11 protein-coding genes are annotated in these 15,695 nt (G+C 70.8%); 2 read left to right on the top strand and 9 right to left on the bottom strand.

Annotation, left to right across the window (positions count from 1 at the left end):
• Positions 1-34: 34 nt before the first annotated feature.
• The 7 genes from G3I41_RS12570 to G3I41_RS12540 form a co-directional block, all read right to left on the bottom strand.
• Complete coding sequence (locus G3I41_RS12570; protein ID WP_164400293.1) at positions 35-751, bottom strand: ABC transporter ATP-binding protein; 717 nt, start codon at positions 749-751, stop codon at positions 35-37.
• Positions 748-1,626, bottom strand: a complete 879-nt coding sequence (locus tag G3I41_RS12565; protein ID WP_164400292.1) for an ABC transporter ATP-binding protein — start codon at positions 1,624-1,626, stop codon at positions 748-750. Before G3I41_RS12565 ends, G3I41_RS12570 begins: the two co-directional genes overlap by 4 nt.
• A 4-nt stretch (positions 1,627-1,630) precedes the next feature.
• Positions 1,631-3,409, bottom strand: a complete 1,779-nt coding sequence (locus G3I41_RS12560; RefSeq protein WP_164400291.1) for a branched-chain amino acid ABC transporter permease — start codon at positions 3,407-3,409, stop codon at positions 1,631-1,633.
• 5 nt (positions 3,410-3,414) lie between these two features.
• Positions 3,415-4,344, bottom strand: coding sequence for a branched-chain amino acid ABC transporter permease (locus G3I41_RS12555; RefSeq protein ID WP_164400290.1), 930 nt, complete (start codon positions 4,342-4,344; stop codon positions 3,415-3,417).
• Between the two features lie 99 nt (positions 4,345-4,443).
• Positions 4,444-5,664 (bottom strand): branched-chain amino acid ABC transporter substrate-binding protein, encoded by a 1,221-nt coding sequence (locus G3I41_RS12550; RefSeq protein WP_164400318.1) that lies wholly within the window; start codon positions 5,662-5,664, stop codon positions 4,444-4,446.
• A gap of 648 nt (positions 5,665-6,312) precedes the next feature.
• Complete coding sequence (locus tag G3I41_RS12545; RefSeq protein WP_164400289.1) at positions 6,313-6,783, bottom strand: hotdog fold thioesterase; 471 nt, start codon at positions 6,781-6,783, stop codon at positions 6,313-6,315.
• Between the two features lie 66 nt (positions 6,784-6,849).
• Positions 6,850-9,123 (bottom strand): FdhF/YdeP family oxidoreductase, encoded by a 2,274-nt coding sequence (locus tag G3I41_RS12540; RefSeq protein WP_164400288.1) that lies wholly within the window; start codon positions 9,121-9,123, stop codon positions 6,850-6,852.
• A gap of 167 nt (positions 9,124-9,290) precedes the next feature.
• Here G3I41_RS12540 and polA point away from each other — a divergent pair, with 167 nt between their 5' ends.
• The gene (gene polA / locus G3I41_RS12535; protein WP_164400287.1) at positions 9,291-12,002 is read left to right on the top strand and encodes a DNA polymerase I; all 2,712 of its coding nucleotides are present in this window, start codon (positions 9,291-9,293) and stop codon (positions 12,000-12,002) included.
• On the opposite strand, the gene G3I41_RS12530 is transcribed toward polA, so the two are convergent.
• Entirely contained in the window at positions 11,988-12,860 is an 873-nt protein-coding gene (locus tag G3I41_RS12530; RefSeq protein ID WP_164400286.1) for a DUF4184 family protein, read from the bottom strand. The genes polA and G3I41_RS12530 overlap by 15 nt on opposite strands.
• A 223-nt stretch (positions 12,861-13,083) precedes the next feature.
• Between G3I41_RS12530 and G3I41_RS12525 the strand changes: the two genes are divergently transcribed.
• Positions 13,084-14,799, top strand: coding sequence for a lytic murein transglycosylase (locus G3I41_RS12525; protein WP_164400285.1), 1,716 nt, complete (start codon positions 13,084-13,086; stop codon positions 14,797-14,799).
• Positions 14,800-14,855: 56 nt separating this feature from the next.
• Here the strand turns inward: G3I41_RS12525 and G3I41_RS12520 are convergent.
• Positions 14,856-15,695 (bottom strand): ATP-dependent helicase C-terminal domain-containing protein (locus G3I41_RS12520; protein WP_275408404.1); only part of this gene is annotated, 840 nt, incomplete at its 5' end.

The following is a 15,695-nucleotide window of genomic DNA, read 5'->3' as shown; positions in this document are numbered from 1 at the left end:
ACGTGGCGCGGGCCTTTCTCGTACGCGTAAGCGCTCAGTCCTCGCCGAGGTACGCCTTGCGGACGGATTCGTCGTGGAGGAGGTCCGCCCCGGTGCCGGAGAGGACGATCTTGCCGATCTCCATCACGTGGCCCTGGTCGGCCAGCGACAGCGCGGCCTGGGCGTTCTGCTCGACCAGGAGGATCGTCGTGCCGGAGGCGCGGAGTTCGACGATGGTCTCCATGATCTTCTGCATCATGATCGGCGAGAGGCCCATGGAGGGCTCGTCGAGCATGAGCAGCTTGGGCTGGGACATCATCGCCCTGCCCATGGCGAGCATCTGCTGCTCGCCGCCGGAGAGCGTTCCGGCGGCCTGCTTGCGGCGCTCCCCGAGGATGGGGAAGAGGTCGTAGGCGCGCTGGACGTCCTTCTCGATGCCCGCCTTGTCGTTGCGGAGGTACGCGCCGAGGAGGAGGTTCTCCGCGATCGTCAGCCGGGGGAAGATGTGGCGGCCCTCGGGGGAGTGGGCGAGGCCCAGGGAGACGATCTTGTGAGCGGGGACGTTGGTGAGCGGTTTGCCCTCGAAGAGGATGCGGCCGCTGAGCGGTTTGAGCAGCCCGGAGAGGGTGCGCAGGGTGGTGGTCTTGCCGGCGCCGTTGGTGCCGATGAGGGTGACCACCTGGCCGGTGTCGACGGTGAACGAGATGCCCTTGACGGCTTCGATCTTGCCGTAGGCGACGCGGAGGTCCTCGACCTCCAGCAGTGCGGTCATCGGTTGCCCTCCTCTTCCGTCTCTTCGGTGTTCGTGTGGGCCTCGGCGGCTTCGACCTCGGCGACTTCGTCGGCGCCGGGGGCGCCTTCGAAGGGGGTGCCGAGGTAGGCGGCGATGACGCGTTCGTCGCTCTGGACCTCGGACGCGGTGCCTTCGACGAGTTTCTCGCCCTGGACGAGGCAGGCGACGCGGTCGCAGAGGTTGAAGATGAAGCGCATGTCGTGCTCGATGACGAGGACGGCGATGCCCTGGTCCCGGATCGCGAAGATGAGCTCTTCGGTGACGCGGGTCTCCTGGGGGTTCATGCCGGCGGTGGGCTCGTCCAGGAGGAGGAGGCCGGGCTCGCTGGCGAGGGCGCGGGCGATCTCCAGTTTGCGCTGGTCTCCGTAGGGGAGGTTGCGCGCGAGGTGGTCGGCCTTGTTCTGGAGGCCGATGAACTCCAGGAGTTCCATGGCGCGTTCGCGGCTGGAGTTCTCCGCGGCCCGGTAGCCGGGCAGGTGGAGCAGGGCGGACCAGAGCCCTTCCTTGGTCCTGGTGTGGCGTCCGACGAGGACGTTCTCCAGGACGGTCATGTTGGCGAAGAGCCGGATGTTCTGGAAGGTGCGGGCGATGCCGGCCTTGGTGACGAGGTGGGGCTTGGGCGGGAGGACGGTGCCCTTGTAGCTGACCTTGCCCTCGGTGGGGACGTAGAGGCCGGTGAGGCAGTTGAAGAAGGTGGTCTTGCCGGCGCCGTTGGGGCCGATGAGGCCGACGATCTCGCCGGTGTTGACCTGGAGGTCGACGTCGCGGACGGCGGTGAGGCCGCCGAAGCGCATGGTGACCCCGCTGGCGTCCAGGACGGTCGTCCTGGTGGCGGTTTCCGTGGTGGTGGTCATGGTGTTACGCCCCCGCCTTGGCGATGCCGGCGTCCGTTTCGTCGGACTTCCGGGGTGTGGGCACGTCGAGCTGGTCGGTCTCGTGGAATTCGAGCTGTTTCCTGCGGTCGGCGATCAGGCCCTCGGGCCGGAAGCGCATCAGGAGGACGAGCGCGATTCCGAAGAGGAAGAGCTGGTAGTCCTGCATGAACTGGAGCTTGGCCGGGATGAGGTAGAGCAGTGCGGCGCCGACGAAGGGTCCGCTGAGGGTTCCCATGCCGCCGAGGATGACGGCGGCGAGGAGGAACGCGGAGTTCGGGGGTACGGATCCGGCGAACTGGTACTGCTCGGGGGTCACGGTGTAGTTGACGTGTGCCTGTACGGTGCCGGCGAGGCCGGCGAGCGTGGCGCCGAGGGCGAAGGCGAGGAGCTTGAGCCGGAAGGCGTTGATGCCCATGGCGGTGGCGGCGGTCTCGTCCTCGCGGATGGCGACCCAGGCGCGGCCGATGCGGGATTCCCCGGAGCGGCGGAAGACGAGGACGACGACGGCGGTGACGACGAGCATCAGCAGGTAGTAGTTGGCCGGCCTGCTGAGGGTGAAGGGTCCGACGTCGTGGCTGAGGGCGAAGTCGATCCCGAAGAGGTTGAGGTCGGGGATGCTGGGGATGCCCTGGGAGCCGTTGGTGAGGTCGGGGCCGCTGTTGCCGTTGAGGTTGTTCACGGTGACGCGGAAGATCTCACCGAAGCCGAGGGTGACGATGGCGAGGTAGTCGCCGCGCAGGCGCAGGGTGGGGGCGCCGATGAGGACGCCGAAGATCATCGAGACGACCGCTCCGGTGAGGACGGCGGCCCAGAAGGGGAACTTGACGCCGATCGCGGAGAGGGGTGCGCCGGAGACCAGGGCGGCGGTGTAGGCGCCGACGCCGAGGAAGGCGACGTAGCCGAGGTCGAGGAGGCCGGCGAGGCCGACGACGACGTTGAGGCCCAGGGCGACGGTGGCGAAGATGAGGATGTTGACGCCGATGAGGGCGTATTCCGCGGTGTCCTGGGTGAAGGGGAAGCAGAGTGCGGCGACGAGGGCCGCGGCGAGGGTGACGTTGCGGTGCTTGGCGGTCAGCGCGGTGAGGCGGGCGATGAGGCCGGCCCGGGTGAGTGCGGTGAAGGCGAAGGCCGCGGTGATGAGGAAGCCGATGAACTGTTCGGAGTCCTCGGTGGGGATGTCGATCCCGTAGGTGAAGATGTACAGCGCGAGGCCGAAGGCGACGGCGATGATGAGGATCTCGGCCCAGGCCGGGAGGGCCTTGGCGCGGGGTGCCGAGGGTGCGGCGAGGCTGTTGCGGAAGCGCTGCCAGGCGTTCGGCGCGGGGCCGTCGGCGGGGAGTGGGACGTCGTAGGGGAGGGCGAGGGAGGCGATGACGGCGACGAGTGCGCCGATGCCGCTGACCCAGGCTCCCGGTTCGAGGTTGACGACGCCGCCGAGTTCGTAGGAGATGGCGCCCATGGCGTAGCCGGTGGTGCCGAAGGTGGCGAGGGCCGCGAGGCGGACGGGGCTGTGGGTGCCGGCGGGGGTGAGCCAGCGCAGTCCGGGGATGCCGTAGCCGGTGAGGGCGAGGAGCAGGGTGAGGATCGCGCCGGTGAGGGTGAGGACCTGGAGGCCGCCGGGGTATCCGGTGACGGTGAGGTCGCCGGGGAATTCGGAGGTCCAGGTCCAGGGGAGCAGGGTGCCGGCGAGGGCGGCCGCGGCGCCGGTGAGGGTGGCGATGCGGGCGGCGGGGGCGGGGATGGGGAGGAGTGCGGTGGTCATCCGTATCACGCCCTGTCCGCGACGCGTTCGCCGAGCAGGCCCTGGGGCCGCAGCAGCAGGACGACGATGAGGAGGACGAAGGCCCATACGTCCTTCCAGGCGCCGCCGCCGAAGAGGTCCATGCCGGGTACGTCGCTCATGTAGCCGGTGGCGAGGGATTCGGCGACGCCGAGGACGACGCCGCCGAGCATGGCGCCGTAGATGTTGCCGATGCCGCCGAGGACGGCGGCGGTGAATGCCTTGAGGCCCATGAGGAAGCCCATGCGGAAGCCGATCTGGCCGTTCTTGAGCCCGTAGGCGACGGCGGCGACGGCGGCGAACGCGGCACCGATGGCGAAGGCCATGACGATGATGCGGTCGGTGTTGATGCCCATGAGTTTGGCGGTGTCGGGGTCCTGCGAGGTGGCCTGCATGCCGCGGCCGGCGCGGGTCTTGGAGACGAAGAGCCCGAGGGCGATCATGCAGACGGGGGCGGAGACGAGGACGAAGAGGTCACCGCGCTGGACGTGGGCGCCGAAGATGTTGAAGGCTTCGCCCTTGAACTGGGGGAAGGGGTGGTCCTTGGTGGCGTCGGGGTACCACTTCCAGATGGCCTGCTGGAGTGCGAGGGAGAGTCCGATCGCGGTGATCAGCGGGGCGAGCCGGGGGGCGTTGCGCAGGGGCCGGTAGGCGAAGCGTTCGGCGGCGACGCTGATGGCGACGGAGCATATGACGCCGCCGATGATCATGAGGGGGACGATAGCGAGGAGGTTGGAGCCGGCCGGCATCCAGAGGTACACGGTGAGAGCTCCGAAGCCTCCGATCATGAAGATCTCGCCGTGGGCGAAGTTGATGAGCTGGATGATTCCGTAGACCATCGTGTAGCCGATCGCGATGAGTCCGTACATCGCGCCGAGGATGAGTCCATTGGCCAGCTGTTGCGGCAGTTCGTGCACCGCAGGGCCTCCGTGGAGTGGTTCGGATATGGCACCGCGCGGGAGTGCTCGTAGCGCTCCCGCGCGGTCTGGGGTCGGTCGGGGTGTGCCCGGGAGCGGTTACGGCTTGTACGCCTCGCTGAGCTTGGAGACCCACTTGCCGCCGTCGACCTGGTAGGCGGTCATCATGGTGTTGGTGGTGTCGCCGTACTCGTCGAAGGAGACGGGGCCGGTGACGCCGTCGAACTTGACCTTGCTCATGGCGTCGAGGACCTTGGCGCGGGCGTCGTCGGGGAGCTTGCCGTCGTTCTCGGAGACGGCGAGCTTGACGGCCTCGATGATGGACCAGGTGGCGTCGTAGGTGCCGCCCCCGTAAGCCTCGTAGGCGTCCTTGTAGCCGGCGGTCTTGTAGTCCGCGATGAACTTCTTGGCGGAGTCGAGCTTCTCGACGGGCTTGCCGACGGAGGTGGCGATGTCGCCCTGGGCCTTCTTGTTGAGCTTGATGAAGTCGGCGCTGTACATGCCGTCGCCGCCCATGAGCGGGATCTTGACGCTGTCCTTGAGCTGCTGGCTCAGGGGGGCGCCGGCGGGGTACTCGCCGCCGTAGTAGACGGCCTTGGCGCCGGACTTCTTGACCTTGGTGACGACGGCGTTGAAGTCGCGGTCGTCGGGGTTGACGTGGTCGGAGCCGACGATCTTGCCGCCGAGGCCGGTGAAGGTCGCCTTGAAGGAGGCGGCGAGACCGGCGCCGTAGGGCTTCTGGTCGTCGATGAGGTAGACCTGCTTGATCTTCGCGTTGTTGTACAGGTACTTCGCGGCGAAGGCGCCCTGGATCTGGTCCGTGGTGGCGGTGCGGAAGTAGGTCTTGAAGGGGCGCTTCTTGTCGCCGGACTTCCAGTTGTCGCCCTGGGTCAGCTCGGTGCCGGTGTTGGCGGGGGAGACCTGGGTGAGGCCGGCGTCGTTGAGGGGCTTCTGCATCGACTGGGAGACGCCGGAGTTCAGCGGGCCGACGACGCCGACGACCTTCTTGTTGTCGATGAACTTCGTGGCGTTCTGCTGGCCGACGGAGGGCTGGGCCTGGTCGTCGAGCGGCTGGACCTCGAAGGTGACGCCGGGGACGGTCTTCTCCTTGTTCGCCGTTTTGGCGGCGAGGTCGGCGGAGTTCTTGATGCCGAGGCCGAGGGCGGAGAGGTCACCGGTGAGCGGCGCGTCGACGCCGATGACGACGGTCGTGTTGGAGCTGCCGCCGCTGTTGCCGTCGCTCTTGTTGTCGTCGTCGCGCGACCCGCAGGCGGTGAGTGTCAGTGCGCCGGTGGTGAGCACTGTGGTGAGGATGAGCAAAGAACGGTGTCGCACGAAAGGTCCTTTCCCTGGCGCGGCCTCCTCTGCTTGAGGTGCCGTGTCGTTCGCCGGGCCGTACTGGGTTGGTACAGGGCCGTGCTTGCAGACGCGCCCGGCGGCGCGGTGACTGGCCGTGACTCTAAGGGCAGTGGTGGGGGTCGGGAGTGGTGGCGGCCAAGGATGTGACTGTCTTGTTATGCCCTTGAGCAAGGCTTGAGGTGGCTGGGTGGACATGTACGGCTTTTTACCGGACCGTGAAGTGACCGCAATGTGAGAACGCGCAGCTCTGCTAAGGGGCTTGAGGCGATCTTGCTGCTGTCGCGCGGCGGGGGTCCGGTGTGGGGGTGCGAGGGCACGGCGAAGGGGCCCGGTGGCTGCGGGGCCGGGCCGGTCGCGTCGCGGCGGAGGGCTTCACCCCGGGCGTTGATTACGTTGCGTTACGTTGGCGGGGATGCGGCGACGCGGTGTGGTGGTGGGGGCGGGTGAGGTGTGGCAGCTGAGTGGGCCATGGAACGGGGCGCTGGGTCAAGGGGGTTGGGGGGTGTGCCGTTCAATTGCCCTGGGTGTGGCGGTGGTTGTGCCCGGATATGCCGCTGCCCGGCCGTTTTGGGTTGCGGCCGGGCAGCGGGGTGGTGCGGTGGCGCGGGGTCAGGAGGCCTGGGGTGCGGGGGTCTCGCGCAGCAGGCAGGTGAGGCGGGCGGTGCAGACCCGCTTGTCGTGTTCGTCGGTGATGACGATCTCGTACGTGGCGGTGGTGCGGCCCCGGTGCACGGGGGTGGCGGTGCCGGTGACGAGGCCGCTCCGTACCCCGCGGTGATGGGTGCAGTTCAGGTCGACGCCCACGGCGACCTTGGAGGGGCCGCCGTGCAGCATCGACCCGACGGAGCCCAGGGTCTCGGCGAGGACGGCGGACGCGCCGCCGTGCAGGAGTCCGTACGGCTGGGTGTTGCCCTCGACCGGCATGGTGCCGACGACGCGCTCGGCGGAGGCTTCGACGATGCGGACGCCCATGCGTTCGCCGAGGTGGCCGGCGGAGAAGAGGGCGGGCAGGTCGACGCCGAGCGCGGCGTACTCGTCGATGATCTCCTGGGGGAACGTGGGTGCGGTGTGCTCGCCCATGGGTCCGCCTTTCGTCTCGGTGTGGTGCTCGTCTGCGTCGTTCTTATCAGACGCCTGAGCGGGCGCTTAGCGCGCGGGTTCGAAGCGCACCACGACGGATTTGGAGGCGGGGGTGTTGCTGGTGTCGGCGGTGGAGTCGAGGGGGACGAGCACGTTGGTCTCCGGGTAGTACGCGGCGGCGCAGCCCCGGGCGGTGGGGTAGTGGACGACCCGGAAGCCGGGGGCGCGGCGTTCGACGCCGTCCTTCCACTCGCTGACGAGGTCGGTGTAGGACCCGTCGGTGAGCCCGAGGGCCGCCGCGTCCTCGGGGTGTACGAGGACGACGCGGCGGCCGCCCTTGATGCCCCGGTAGCGGTCGTCCAGGCCGTAGATGGTGGTGTTGTACTGGTCGTGGGAGCGCAGGGTCTGGAGGAGCAGCCGGCCTTCGGGCAGCTCGGGGAATTCGACGGGGGCGGCGGTGAAGTTGGCCTTCCCGGTGGTGGTGGGGAAGCGGCGGGAGTCGCGGGGGCCGTGCGGGAGGGTGAAGCCGCCGGGGTGGGCGATGCGCGCGTTGAAGTTCTCGAAGCCGGGGACGACGCGGGAGATGCGGTCCCGGATCGTGGCGTAGTCGTTCTCGAACTCCTCCCAGGGTGTGGCGGATCCGGGCCCGAGGACGGCGCGGGCGAGGCGGGCGACGATGGCGGGTTCGGAGAGCAGGTGGGGGCTCGCGGGGGTGAGGTTGCCGCGCGAGGCGTGGACCTTGCTCATGGAGTCCTCGACGGTGACGAACTGCTTGCCGCTCGCCTGGACGTCCTTGTCGGTGCGGCCGAGGGTGGGCAGGATCAGCGCGCGGGCGCCGGTGACCGCGTGGGAGCGGTTGAGTTTGGTGGAGACGTGGACGGTGAGGCGGGCGTTGCGCATGGCGGCCTCGGTGACGTCGGTGTCGGGGGTGGCGGCGACGAAGTTGCCGCCCATCGCGAAGAAGACCTTGGCCTCGCCGTCGCGCAGGGCGCGGATCGCGCGGACCACGTCGTAGCCGTGGTGGCGCGGTGAGGTGATTCCGAACTCCTTGTCGAGGGCGTCGAGGAAGGCGGGTGCGGGGCGTTCGTAGATGCCCATGGTGCGGTCGCCCTGGACGTTGGAGTGGCCGCGCACGGGGCAGACGCCGGCGCCGGGGCGGCCGATGTTGCCGCGCAGCAGGAGGAAGTTGACGACCTCGCGGATGGTCGGCACGGAGTGCTTGTGCTGGGTGAGGCCCATGGCCCAGCAGACGACGGTGCGTTCGGAGGCCAGGACCATCGCGAGGGCCTGTTCGACGGCGGTCCGGTCGAGTCCGGTCGCGGCGAGCGTCGCGTCCCAGTCCGCTTCGGCCGCGGCGGTGGCGAACTCCTCGTAGCCGTGGGTGTGTTCGGTGACAAATGTGTGGTCGACGGCGTCCTCGGTCTCCAGGATCAGCTTGTTCAGGAGGCGGAAGAGGGCCTGGTCGCCGCCGATCCGGATCTGGAGGAAGAGGTCGTTGAGCGGGGTGCCCTTGAGCATGCCCTGCGGGGTCTGCGGGTTTTTGAAGCGTTCGAGGCCGGCCTCGGGCAGCGGGTTCACCGAGATGATCTTCGCGCCGGCCGCCTTGGCCTGTTCCAGGGCGGAGAGCATCCGGGGGTGGTTGGTGCCGGGGTTCTGCCCGGCGATGATGATCAGGTCGGCGTGGTGCAGGTCCTCCAGGGACACCGAGCCCTTGCCGACGCCGATCGTCTCGGTGAGCGCGGAGCCCGAGGACTCGTGGCACATGTTGGAGCAGTCGGGCAGGTTGTTGGTGCCGAACTCGCGGGCGAAGAGCTGGAGGAGGAAGGCGGCCTCGTTGCTGGTGCGCCCGGAGGTGTAGAAGACGGCCTCGTCGGGGGAGGCGAGGGCGCCCAGCTCCTCGGCCATGATGTCGAAGGCCCGCTCCCAGGTGACGGCCTCGTAGCGGTCGGCGCCCTCGGGGAGGTAGACGGGCTGGGTGATGCGGCCCTGCTGGCCGAGCCAGTAGCCGCTGCGCCCGGCGAGGTCGGAGACGGGGTGCGCGGCGAAGAAGTCGGGGGTGACCCGGCGGAGGGTGGCCTCTTCGGCGACGGCCTTGACGCCGTTCTCGCAGAATTCGGCGGTGTGCCGCTTGTCGCCCTCGGGCCAGGCGCACCCGGGGCAGTCGAAGCCGTCCTTCTGGTTGACCTTGAGGAGGGTCTGCGCGGTGCGGCGCAGGCCCATCTGCCGCTGGGCGACGCGCAGGCTCTGGGCGACGGCGGGCAGCCCGGCGGCCGCGTGCGGGGCCGGCCCGACCCGGGGGGCGTCCTGGACGGGGTCTCCTGCGGGCGGCTTCTTGGCCATGGTGCTCCCCTTCGAGCCGGCTGCGGGGCCCCGGGAGGTGTCTCGCGGGTCCGCCGTGGGTGATTCCTGTCCTCCGATCCTGGCACGGGGTGCGGGCCGGGTGCTTGGTGAGGCGTCGCGGGCGGTGGCCGGTCCGGATTGTCAGTGGTCCGTGGCAGGATCGGGGTGTGGCTGAGACGGCATCGAAGAAGACGGCAGACAACCGACCGCGCCTGCTCCTGATGGACGGGCACTCCTTGGCGTACCGGGCGTTCTTTGCGCTGCCCGCGGAGAATTTCACGACGGCGGCGGGCCAGCCGACGAACGCGGTGTACGGCTTCATGTCGATGCTCGCGAACACGCTGCGTGACGAGGCGCCGACGCATTTCGCGGTGGCGTTCGACGTGTCCCGCAAGACGTGGCGGGCGCAGGAGTTCCCGGAGTACAAGGCGAACCGGTCGAAGACCCCGGATGAGTTCAAGGGGCAGGTCGAGCTGATCGGCGAGCTGCTGGACGCGATGCACGCGGACCGGTTCGCGGTCGAGGGCTTCGAGGCCGACGACGTCATCGCGACGCTGGCGACGCAGGCCGAGGCGGCCGGTTTCGAGGTCCTGATCGTCACGGGCGACCGCGATTCGTTCCAGCTGATCACGGACAACGTGACCGTGCTCTACCCGACCAAGGGCGTTTCCGAGCTGACCCGGTTCACACCGGAGAAGGTCGTGGAGAAGTACGGCCTCACCCCCCGGCAGTATCCGGACTTCGCGGCGCTGCGGGGTGACCCGTCGGACAACCTTCCGAGCATCCCCAAGGTCGGTGAGAAGACCGCCGCGAAGTGGATCAACCAGTTCGGTTCGTTCGACGAGCTGATCGCGCGGGCCGACGAGGTCAAGGGTGTGGCCGGGCAGAATCTCCGCGACCACCTGGACGCGGTGAAGATGAACCGCGTGCTGACCGAGATGGTGCGGGACGTGGAGCTGCCGAAGACCCCGGAGGGTCTGGAGCGGGCTCCCTACGACCGCACGGCGGTCACCGGCATCCTCGACATACTGGAGATCCGCAACCCGAGCCTGCGCGAGCGGCTGCTCGCGGTGGACCCGGGCGCGGCGGAGGCCGAGCCGCCCGCGCCCGCCGCCGGGATCGAGCTGGACGGGGCCGTGCTCGGCACCGGAGAGGTCGGTCCCTGGCTGGCGGAGCACGGTGCGCGGCCGCTGGGCGTCATGACGGCCGACACCTGGGCGCTCGGCACCGGCGCGGTCACCGAGGTCGCGCTCGCCGCCGCCGACGGTGCCGCCGCCTGGCTGGACCCGGCGCAGCTGGACGAGGCCGACGAGCAGGCGTTCGCCGCCTGGGTCGCGGACCCGGCGCGGCCCAAGGTCATGCACAACGCGAAGAGCGCGATGCGTGTCTTCCCGGAGCACGGCTGGCACCTCGACGGTGTCGTGATGGACACCGCGCTCGCCGCGTATCTGGTGAAGCCCGGCCGGCGCTCCTTCGCGCTGGACGCCCTGGCCGTGGAGTATCTGGGCCGGGAGCTGGCCCCGGCCGCCGCGGCCGACGGCCAGCTGGCGTTCGGCGCCGACGACCGGGCGGAGGCCGACGCGCTGATGGCGCAGGCGCGCGCGGTGCTGGATCTCGGTGACGCGTTCACGGAGCGGCTGAAGGAGGTCGGCGCGGCGGAGCTGCTGCACGACATGGAGCTCCCGACGTCGATTCTGCTCGCCCGCCTGGAGCGGCACGGGATCGCCGTGGACCGGGCCCATCTGGAATCGATGGAGCAGCAGTTCGCCGGGACCGTGCAGCAGGCGGTGAAGGAGGCGCACGCGGCGGTCGGCCGCGAGTTCAACCTCGGATCGCCCAAGCAGCTCCAGGAGATCCTTTTCAACGAGCTGGGCCTGCCGAAGACGAAGAAGACCAAGACGGGTTACACCACGGACGCGGACGCGTTGGCCTGGCTGGCCGCGCAGACCGAGCACGAGCTGCCGGTGCTGATGCTGCGCCACCGCGACCAGGCGAGGCTGCGGGTCACCGTCGAGGGTCTGATCAAGACGATCGCCGCCGACGGCCGCATCCACACCACCTTCAACCAGACGGTGGCGGCGACCGGCCGCCTCTCGTCCACCGACCCGAATCTGCAGAACATCCCTGTCCGCACGGACGAGGGCCGGGCGATCCGCCGCGGCTTCGTCGTCGGCGAGGGCTTCGAGACGCTGATGACGGCCGACTACAGCCAGATCGAACTGCGGGTCATGGCCCACCTCTCGGAGGACGCGGGCCTGATCGAGGCGTTCACCTCCGGTGAGGACCTGCACACCACGGTCGCCTCGCAGGTCTTCGGCGTCGACAAGTCCGCGGTCGACCCGGAGATGCGGCGCAAGATCAAGGCCATGAGCTACGGCCTGGCGTACGGGCTCTCCGCCTTCGGCCTCTCCCAGCAGCTGAACATCGAGGCGGGCGAGGCCCGGGGCCTGATGGACACCTACTTCGAGCGGTTCGGAGGGGTCCGGGACTATCTGCGCCGCGTGGTGGAGGAGGCCAGGGCCACCGGGTACACGGAGACGATCTTCGGCCGCCGCCGCTATCTCCCGGACCTGAACAGCGACAACCGCCAGCGCCGCGAGACCGCCGAGCGGATGGCGCTCAACGCCCCGATCCAGGGCACCGCCGCCGACATCGTCAAGGTCGCCATGCTCCACGTCGACCGGGCGCTGCGCGAGGCGGAGCTGAAGTCCCGGATGCTGCTCCAGGTGCACGACGAAATCGTGCTGGAGATCGCCGAGGGCGAGCGGGAGCGGGTCGAGCGCATCCTGCGCCACGAGATGTCCGCGGCGGTGCGGTTGCGCGCCCCGCTGGACGTGTCCGTCGGCGTCGGCGGTGACTGGGAGTCAGCGGCCCACTGACCGCTTCCGGCCGGGGTCCGCAGGGGCCCCGGCCGCCTCCGCCTCCCGCCGCGCCGGGGTGAGCCGCACCGCCGCCGCGTACAGCAGGAGCCCGGCCGCGAGGCCCGCGCCCGCGCCGAAGCAGGCCGTCGGGATGATGTCCAGCGGCGTGTCGATGTGCCCGTGGTACGCGTACCAGCGGGCGCACCGGTGCGCGGTGCCCAGCACGGCGCACAGTCCGATCGAGGTGAGCGCCCAGCCCCGGGCCCGCGTGGTCAGGACCGGCACGGAGGCGGGGACCGGCCGGCCCCCGGTCCGCCGCAGCCCGGACGCCGTGAACCAGACGAGGAGCAGCAGGGCCGGGGCGGACGTGCCGTACTGGACGAGCGTGAAGACGGGGTATCCGGCCACGCTGCCGTCGAGCCCGGGCACCAGCCGCACACCCCACCGGTCGTGATGGGTGAAGGCGTCCCACACGACGTGGGTGGCGGACCCGATCACCGCCGACGCCGCGAACCACGCGGCGTCCCTGGGGCCGAGTCCCCGCCCGGGCGCCGTTGCGGCCCCGCCGCCCCGCAGCCAGGCGTGCACGCGCCCCCTCCACCGCTCCGGCAGCAGCGCCACCAGCGGGTCGCGCAGCGGCAGCCACAGCCCGAGCGCCAGCGCGGTGATCAGGACGTCCACGGTGACGACGCCCCACACCGCGTGGGTGACCTCCCCGAACTCCATGGCGCCCGGAACCACCGAGTCCGCGAAGTACGTCAGATCGGGGGCGAACGACCCGGCGACCAGGGCGGAGGCGAGGAGCGGACCACGGCCGGAGCCGTCGCGGCGGATCCCCGGGAGCACGGCGGCGGCGTGGCTCAGCGTGAAGGGCATGCGGGCAGTATGCGCGACCCGGAGGGGCAGGTCCGGGGTGGCCCGGCGGGCAGGAAGGTCCGTCACGGGAATGTCCGCACGTGGACAACGTGTGTTCAGGAAGGTGAGAAAGCGGTAAGAACCGGCCCACCTGCCGTGTGCGGGCCGCAGGAGTTGCCGTAGGGTCGCCTGAGTCCAGGCGCAGGGGAGCGCCGACAGCGACAAGGGGGAGGGCCCACACGTCATGGCAGCACAATTCGGTCGCCGGTTCTACAGAGGAGCGGCCACCACCGCCGTGGCCGCCGTCGCCGTGGCGGCGCTTTCCGCCTCCCAGGCCCCCGGGGCTCCGTCCCCGCTGATCGCGGCGGACGGCGAGCACCCGTCCGCCGGCTCCTCGACCCCTGCGGACCAGGGCGGCGTCTCCGGCGACTCGCCGTACTACACGGACCTGCCGCCACTGAACACCCCGGAAAAGCCCGGCAGTTCGGCCGACATACCAGTGACCGGCCCCGCAGAGTCCGGCATACCCGCCTCCGTTCTGGCGGCGTACAAGAAGGCCGAGCGGACCATCGCGGGCACGGACGCGGCCTGCCGGCTGCCGTGGCAGCTGCTCGCCGCGATCGGCAAGGTCGAGTCCGGTCAGGCCCGCGGCGGCCGGGTCGACGCGCAGGGCACCACGCTCTCCCCGATCCTCGGCCCCGCCCTCGACGGCAACGGCTTCGCCCTGATCAAGGACACCGACAACGGTGCCTACGACGGGGACCGGACGCATGACCGGGCGGTCGGCCCGATGCAGTTCATCCCGTCCACCTGGGCGACCTGGGGCCAGGACGGCAACGGCGACGGCCGCAAGGACCCCAACAACGTCTACGACGCCGCGCTCGCCGCCGGACGCTACCTCTGCGCCGGCGACCGCGACCTGTCGACCGCCACCGACCTGGACCGGGCGGTCCTGAGCTACAACCACTCCGACGTGTACCTGCGTACGGTCCGCTCCTGGTTCACGTACTACAACCGGGGCACGCACGAGGTCCCCGACGGCACCGGCTTCCTCCCGGCCGGCCCCACCGGCCGGAACCCGGGCCCCAGCCGTCCGGGCGGCGGCCCGTCGAGCACCCCGTCCCCGTCGACGTCCCCGACGCCCCCGCCGTCCAAGACGCCGGAGCCGGACACGTCCACCGAGCCCACGCAGCCCTCCGACCCCAGCCCCGAGCCCTCGAAGCCGAAGCCCCCGGTGCACACCCCGGCCCCGGCGCCCACCCCGTCCCAGCAGGTGGCCGCGCTGCAGGACGACGGCACCGGCACGCTGACCGCCACGGCCGGCGAGAAGTTCGGCGCAACGGTCAAGGTGCGGGCCCGCGACGGGCTCGGCAGGACGGTGGCCAAGGCGAAGGTCACCTTCACCGTCGTCGGTGACACCGACACCGTGTTCGACGGCGGCTTCAAGGCGGTCACCCGTGCCACCGGCGCCGACGGCAAGGTGTCCGCGCCGGTGCTCCGCGCGGGCGAGAAGACCGGCGAGTTCACCGTGCGGGCCTCCGTCGACGGCACCTCCGTCACCACCACCTTCAAGGTGACCGTCACCCCCCGCCAGGCCGACGCCCTCACCAGGACCGGCACCACGAAGCTGACCGCCGTCGCCGGTCAGACCTTCGACGACATCGCCGTCGCCGCCACCTACAAGGGCAAGGCCGCGGGCAAGGTCGCCGTCACCGCCACCATGATCACCGACGGTGACGACCCGGCCGTGAACGACAAGGGCCCGTACTGCACGGACGACGCGGGCGAGCCCGTCCGCACCATCGAGCTCACCACGGCGGCCGACGGCAGCCTGAAGCTCCCGAAGTTCTACGCGGACGGCCCTGCCGGTACGTACAAGCTGCGCCTCACCACCGAGGGCGGCGCCACGGTCACCATCGACCTGACCGTCGAGGAACGCACGGCCGCCGCCGCCTCCTGACGCGGACCGGCCCGGTCAGCCCCTCCGCCGCTCCCGGCCGAGGGGCTGACCCGCGTTCACTCCCGCTTCGGGCGCGCCTTCGTGTACCGGGTCGCCTCCACCGTCGCCGGGTCCTCCGGCCACGGGTGCTTCGGGTACCGGCCGCGCAGCTCCGCCCGGACCGCCCGGTAGCCGTCGCGCCAGAACGACGCCAGGTCCGCCGTCACCGCCGCCGGCCGCCCGGCGGGGGACAGCAGGTGCACGAGCACCGGCACGCCCGCCACGCGCGGGGTCTCCTGGAGGCCGAACAACTCCTGGAGCTTCACCGCGAGCACCGGCTGGTCCCCGCCGTACTCCACCCGGATCCGCGAACCGCTCGGCACCTCGATCCGCTCCGGTGCCAGCTCGTCCAGGCGGACCGCCTCGCCCGTCGCCCACGGCAGCAGCCTGCGCAGTGCCTGCCCCGCGTCGAGCGCGGCCAGGTCGGAGCGGCGCCGCGCCCGGGACAGTTCCGGCTCCAGCCAGGCTCCGGGGTCCGCGAGCAGCGCCCCGTCCGACACGTCCGGCCAGGGTTCCCCCAGCACCCGGTGGAGGAAGGCGAGCCGTTCCCGCAGCTGTGCCGCGTCCCGGCTCCACCGCAGCAGCCCCGGTCCCTCCTGCCGCAGACCTTCCACCAGGGCGTCCCGGACGAGCGCGGGACCGGGCTGCTTCAGCGGGCGCGCGGCCAGTTCGACCGCGCCCAGCCGCTCCACCCGGCGGGCCACCACGTCCCGGCCGTCCCAGCGGACCTCCTCGCCCGCGAACCGCAGCGGGGCGGCAGCCAGGAGCGCGGTGTCCTCGTCGATGACGGCCGCCAGCCGCACCCGGGCGGACGCCGCGTGCGCGGGCCGGTCCGCGACCGCCACGGCCAGCCAGGA

The sequence above is a fragment of the Streptomyces sp. SID9727 genome, assembly GCF_010550605.1.
In the GTDB taxonomy this organism is placed as follows: domain Bacteria; phylum Actinomycetota; class Actinomycetes; order Streptomycetales; family Streptomycetaceae; genus Streptomyces.
This window is presented reverse-complemented; position numbering and strand designations above follow the sequence as displayed.

What these genes read in the sequence shown, in the direction of transcription:
- G3I41_RS12565 (WP_164400292.1), bottom strand. Translation starts at nt 1,626, where the DNA reads ATGACCACCACCACGGAAACCGCCACCAGGACGACCGTCCTGGACGCC.
- G3I41_RS12570 (WP_164400293.1), bottom strand. Translation starts at nt 751, where the DNA reads ATGACCGCACTGCTGGAGGTCGAGGACCTCCGCGTCGCCTACGGCAAG.
- G3I41_RS12545 (WP_164400289.1), bottom strand. Translation starts at nt 6,783, where the DNA reads ATGGGCGAGCACACCGCACCCACGTTCCCCCAGGAGATCATCGACGAG.
- G3I41_RS12560 (WP_164400291.1), bottom strand. Translation starts at nt 3,409, where the DNA reads ATGACCACCGCACTCCTCCCCATCCCCGCCCCCGCCGCCCGCATCGCC.
- G3I41_RS12530 (WP_164400286.1), bottom strand. Translation starts at nt 12,860, where the DNA reads ATGCCCTTCACGCTGAGCCACGCCGCCGCCGTGCTCCCGGGGATCCGC.
- G3I41_RS12540 (WP_164400288.1), bottom strand. Translation starts at nt 9,123, where the DNA reads ATGGCCAAGAAGCCGCCCGCAGGAGACCCCGTCCAGGACGCCCCCCGG.
- G3I41_RS12525 (WP_164400285.1), top strand. Translation starts at nt 13,084, where the DNA reads ATGGCAGCACAATTCGGTCGCCGGTTCTACAGAGGAGCGGCCACCACC.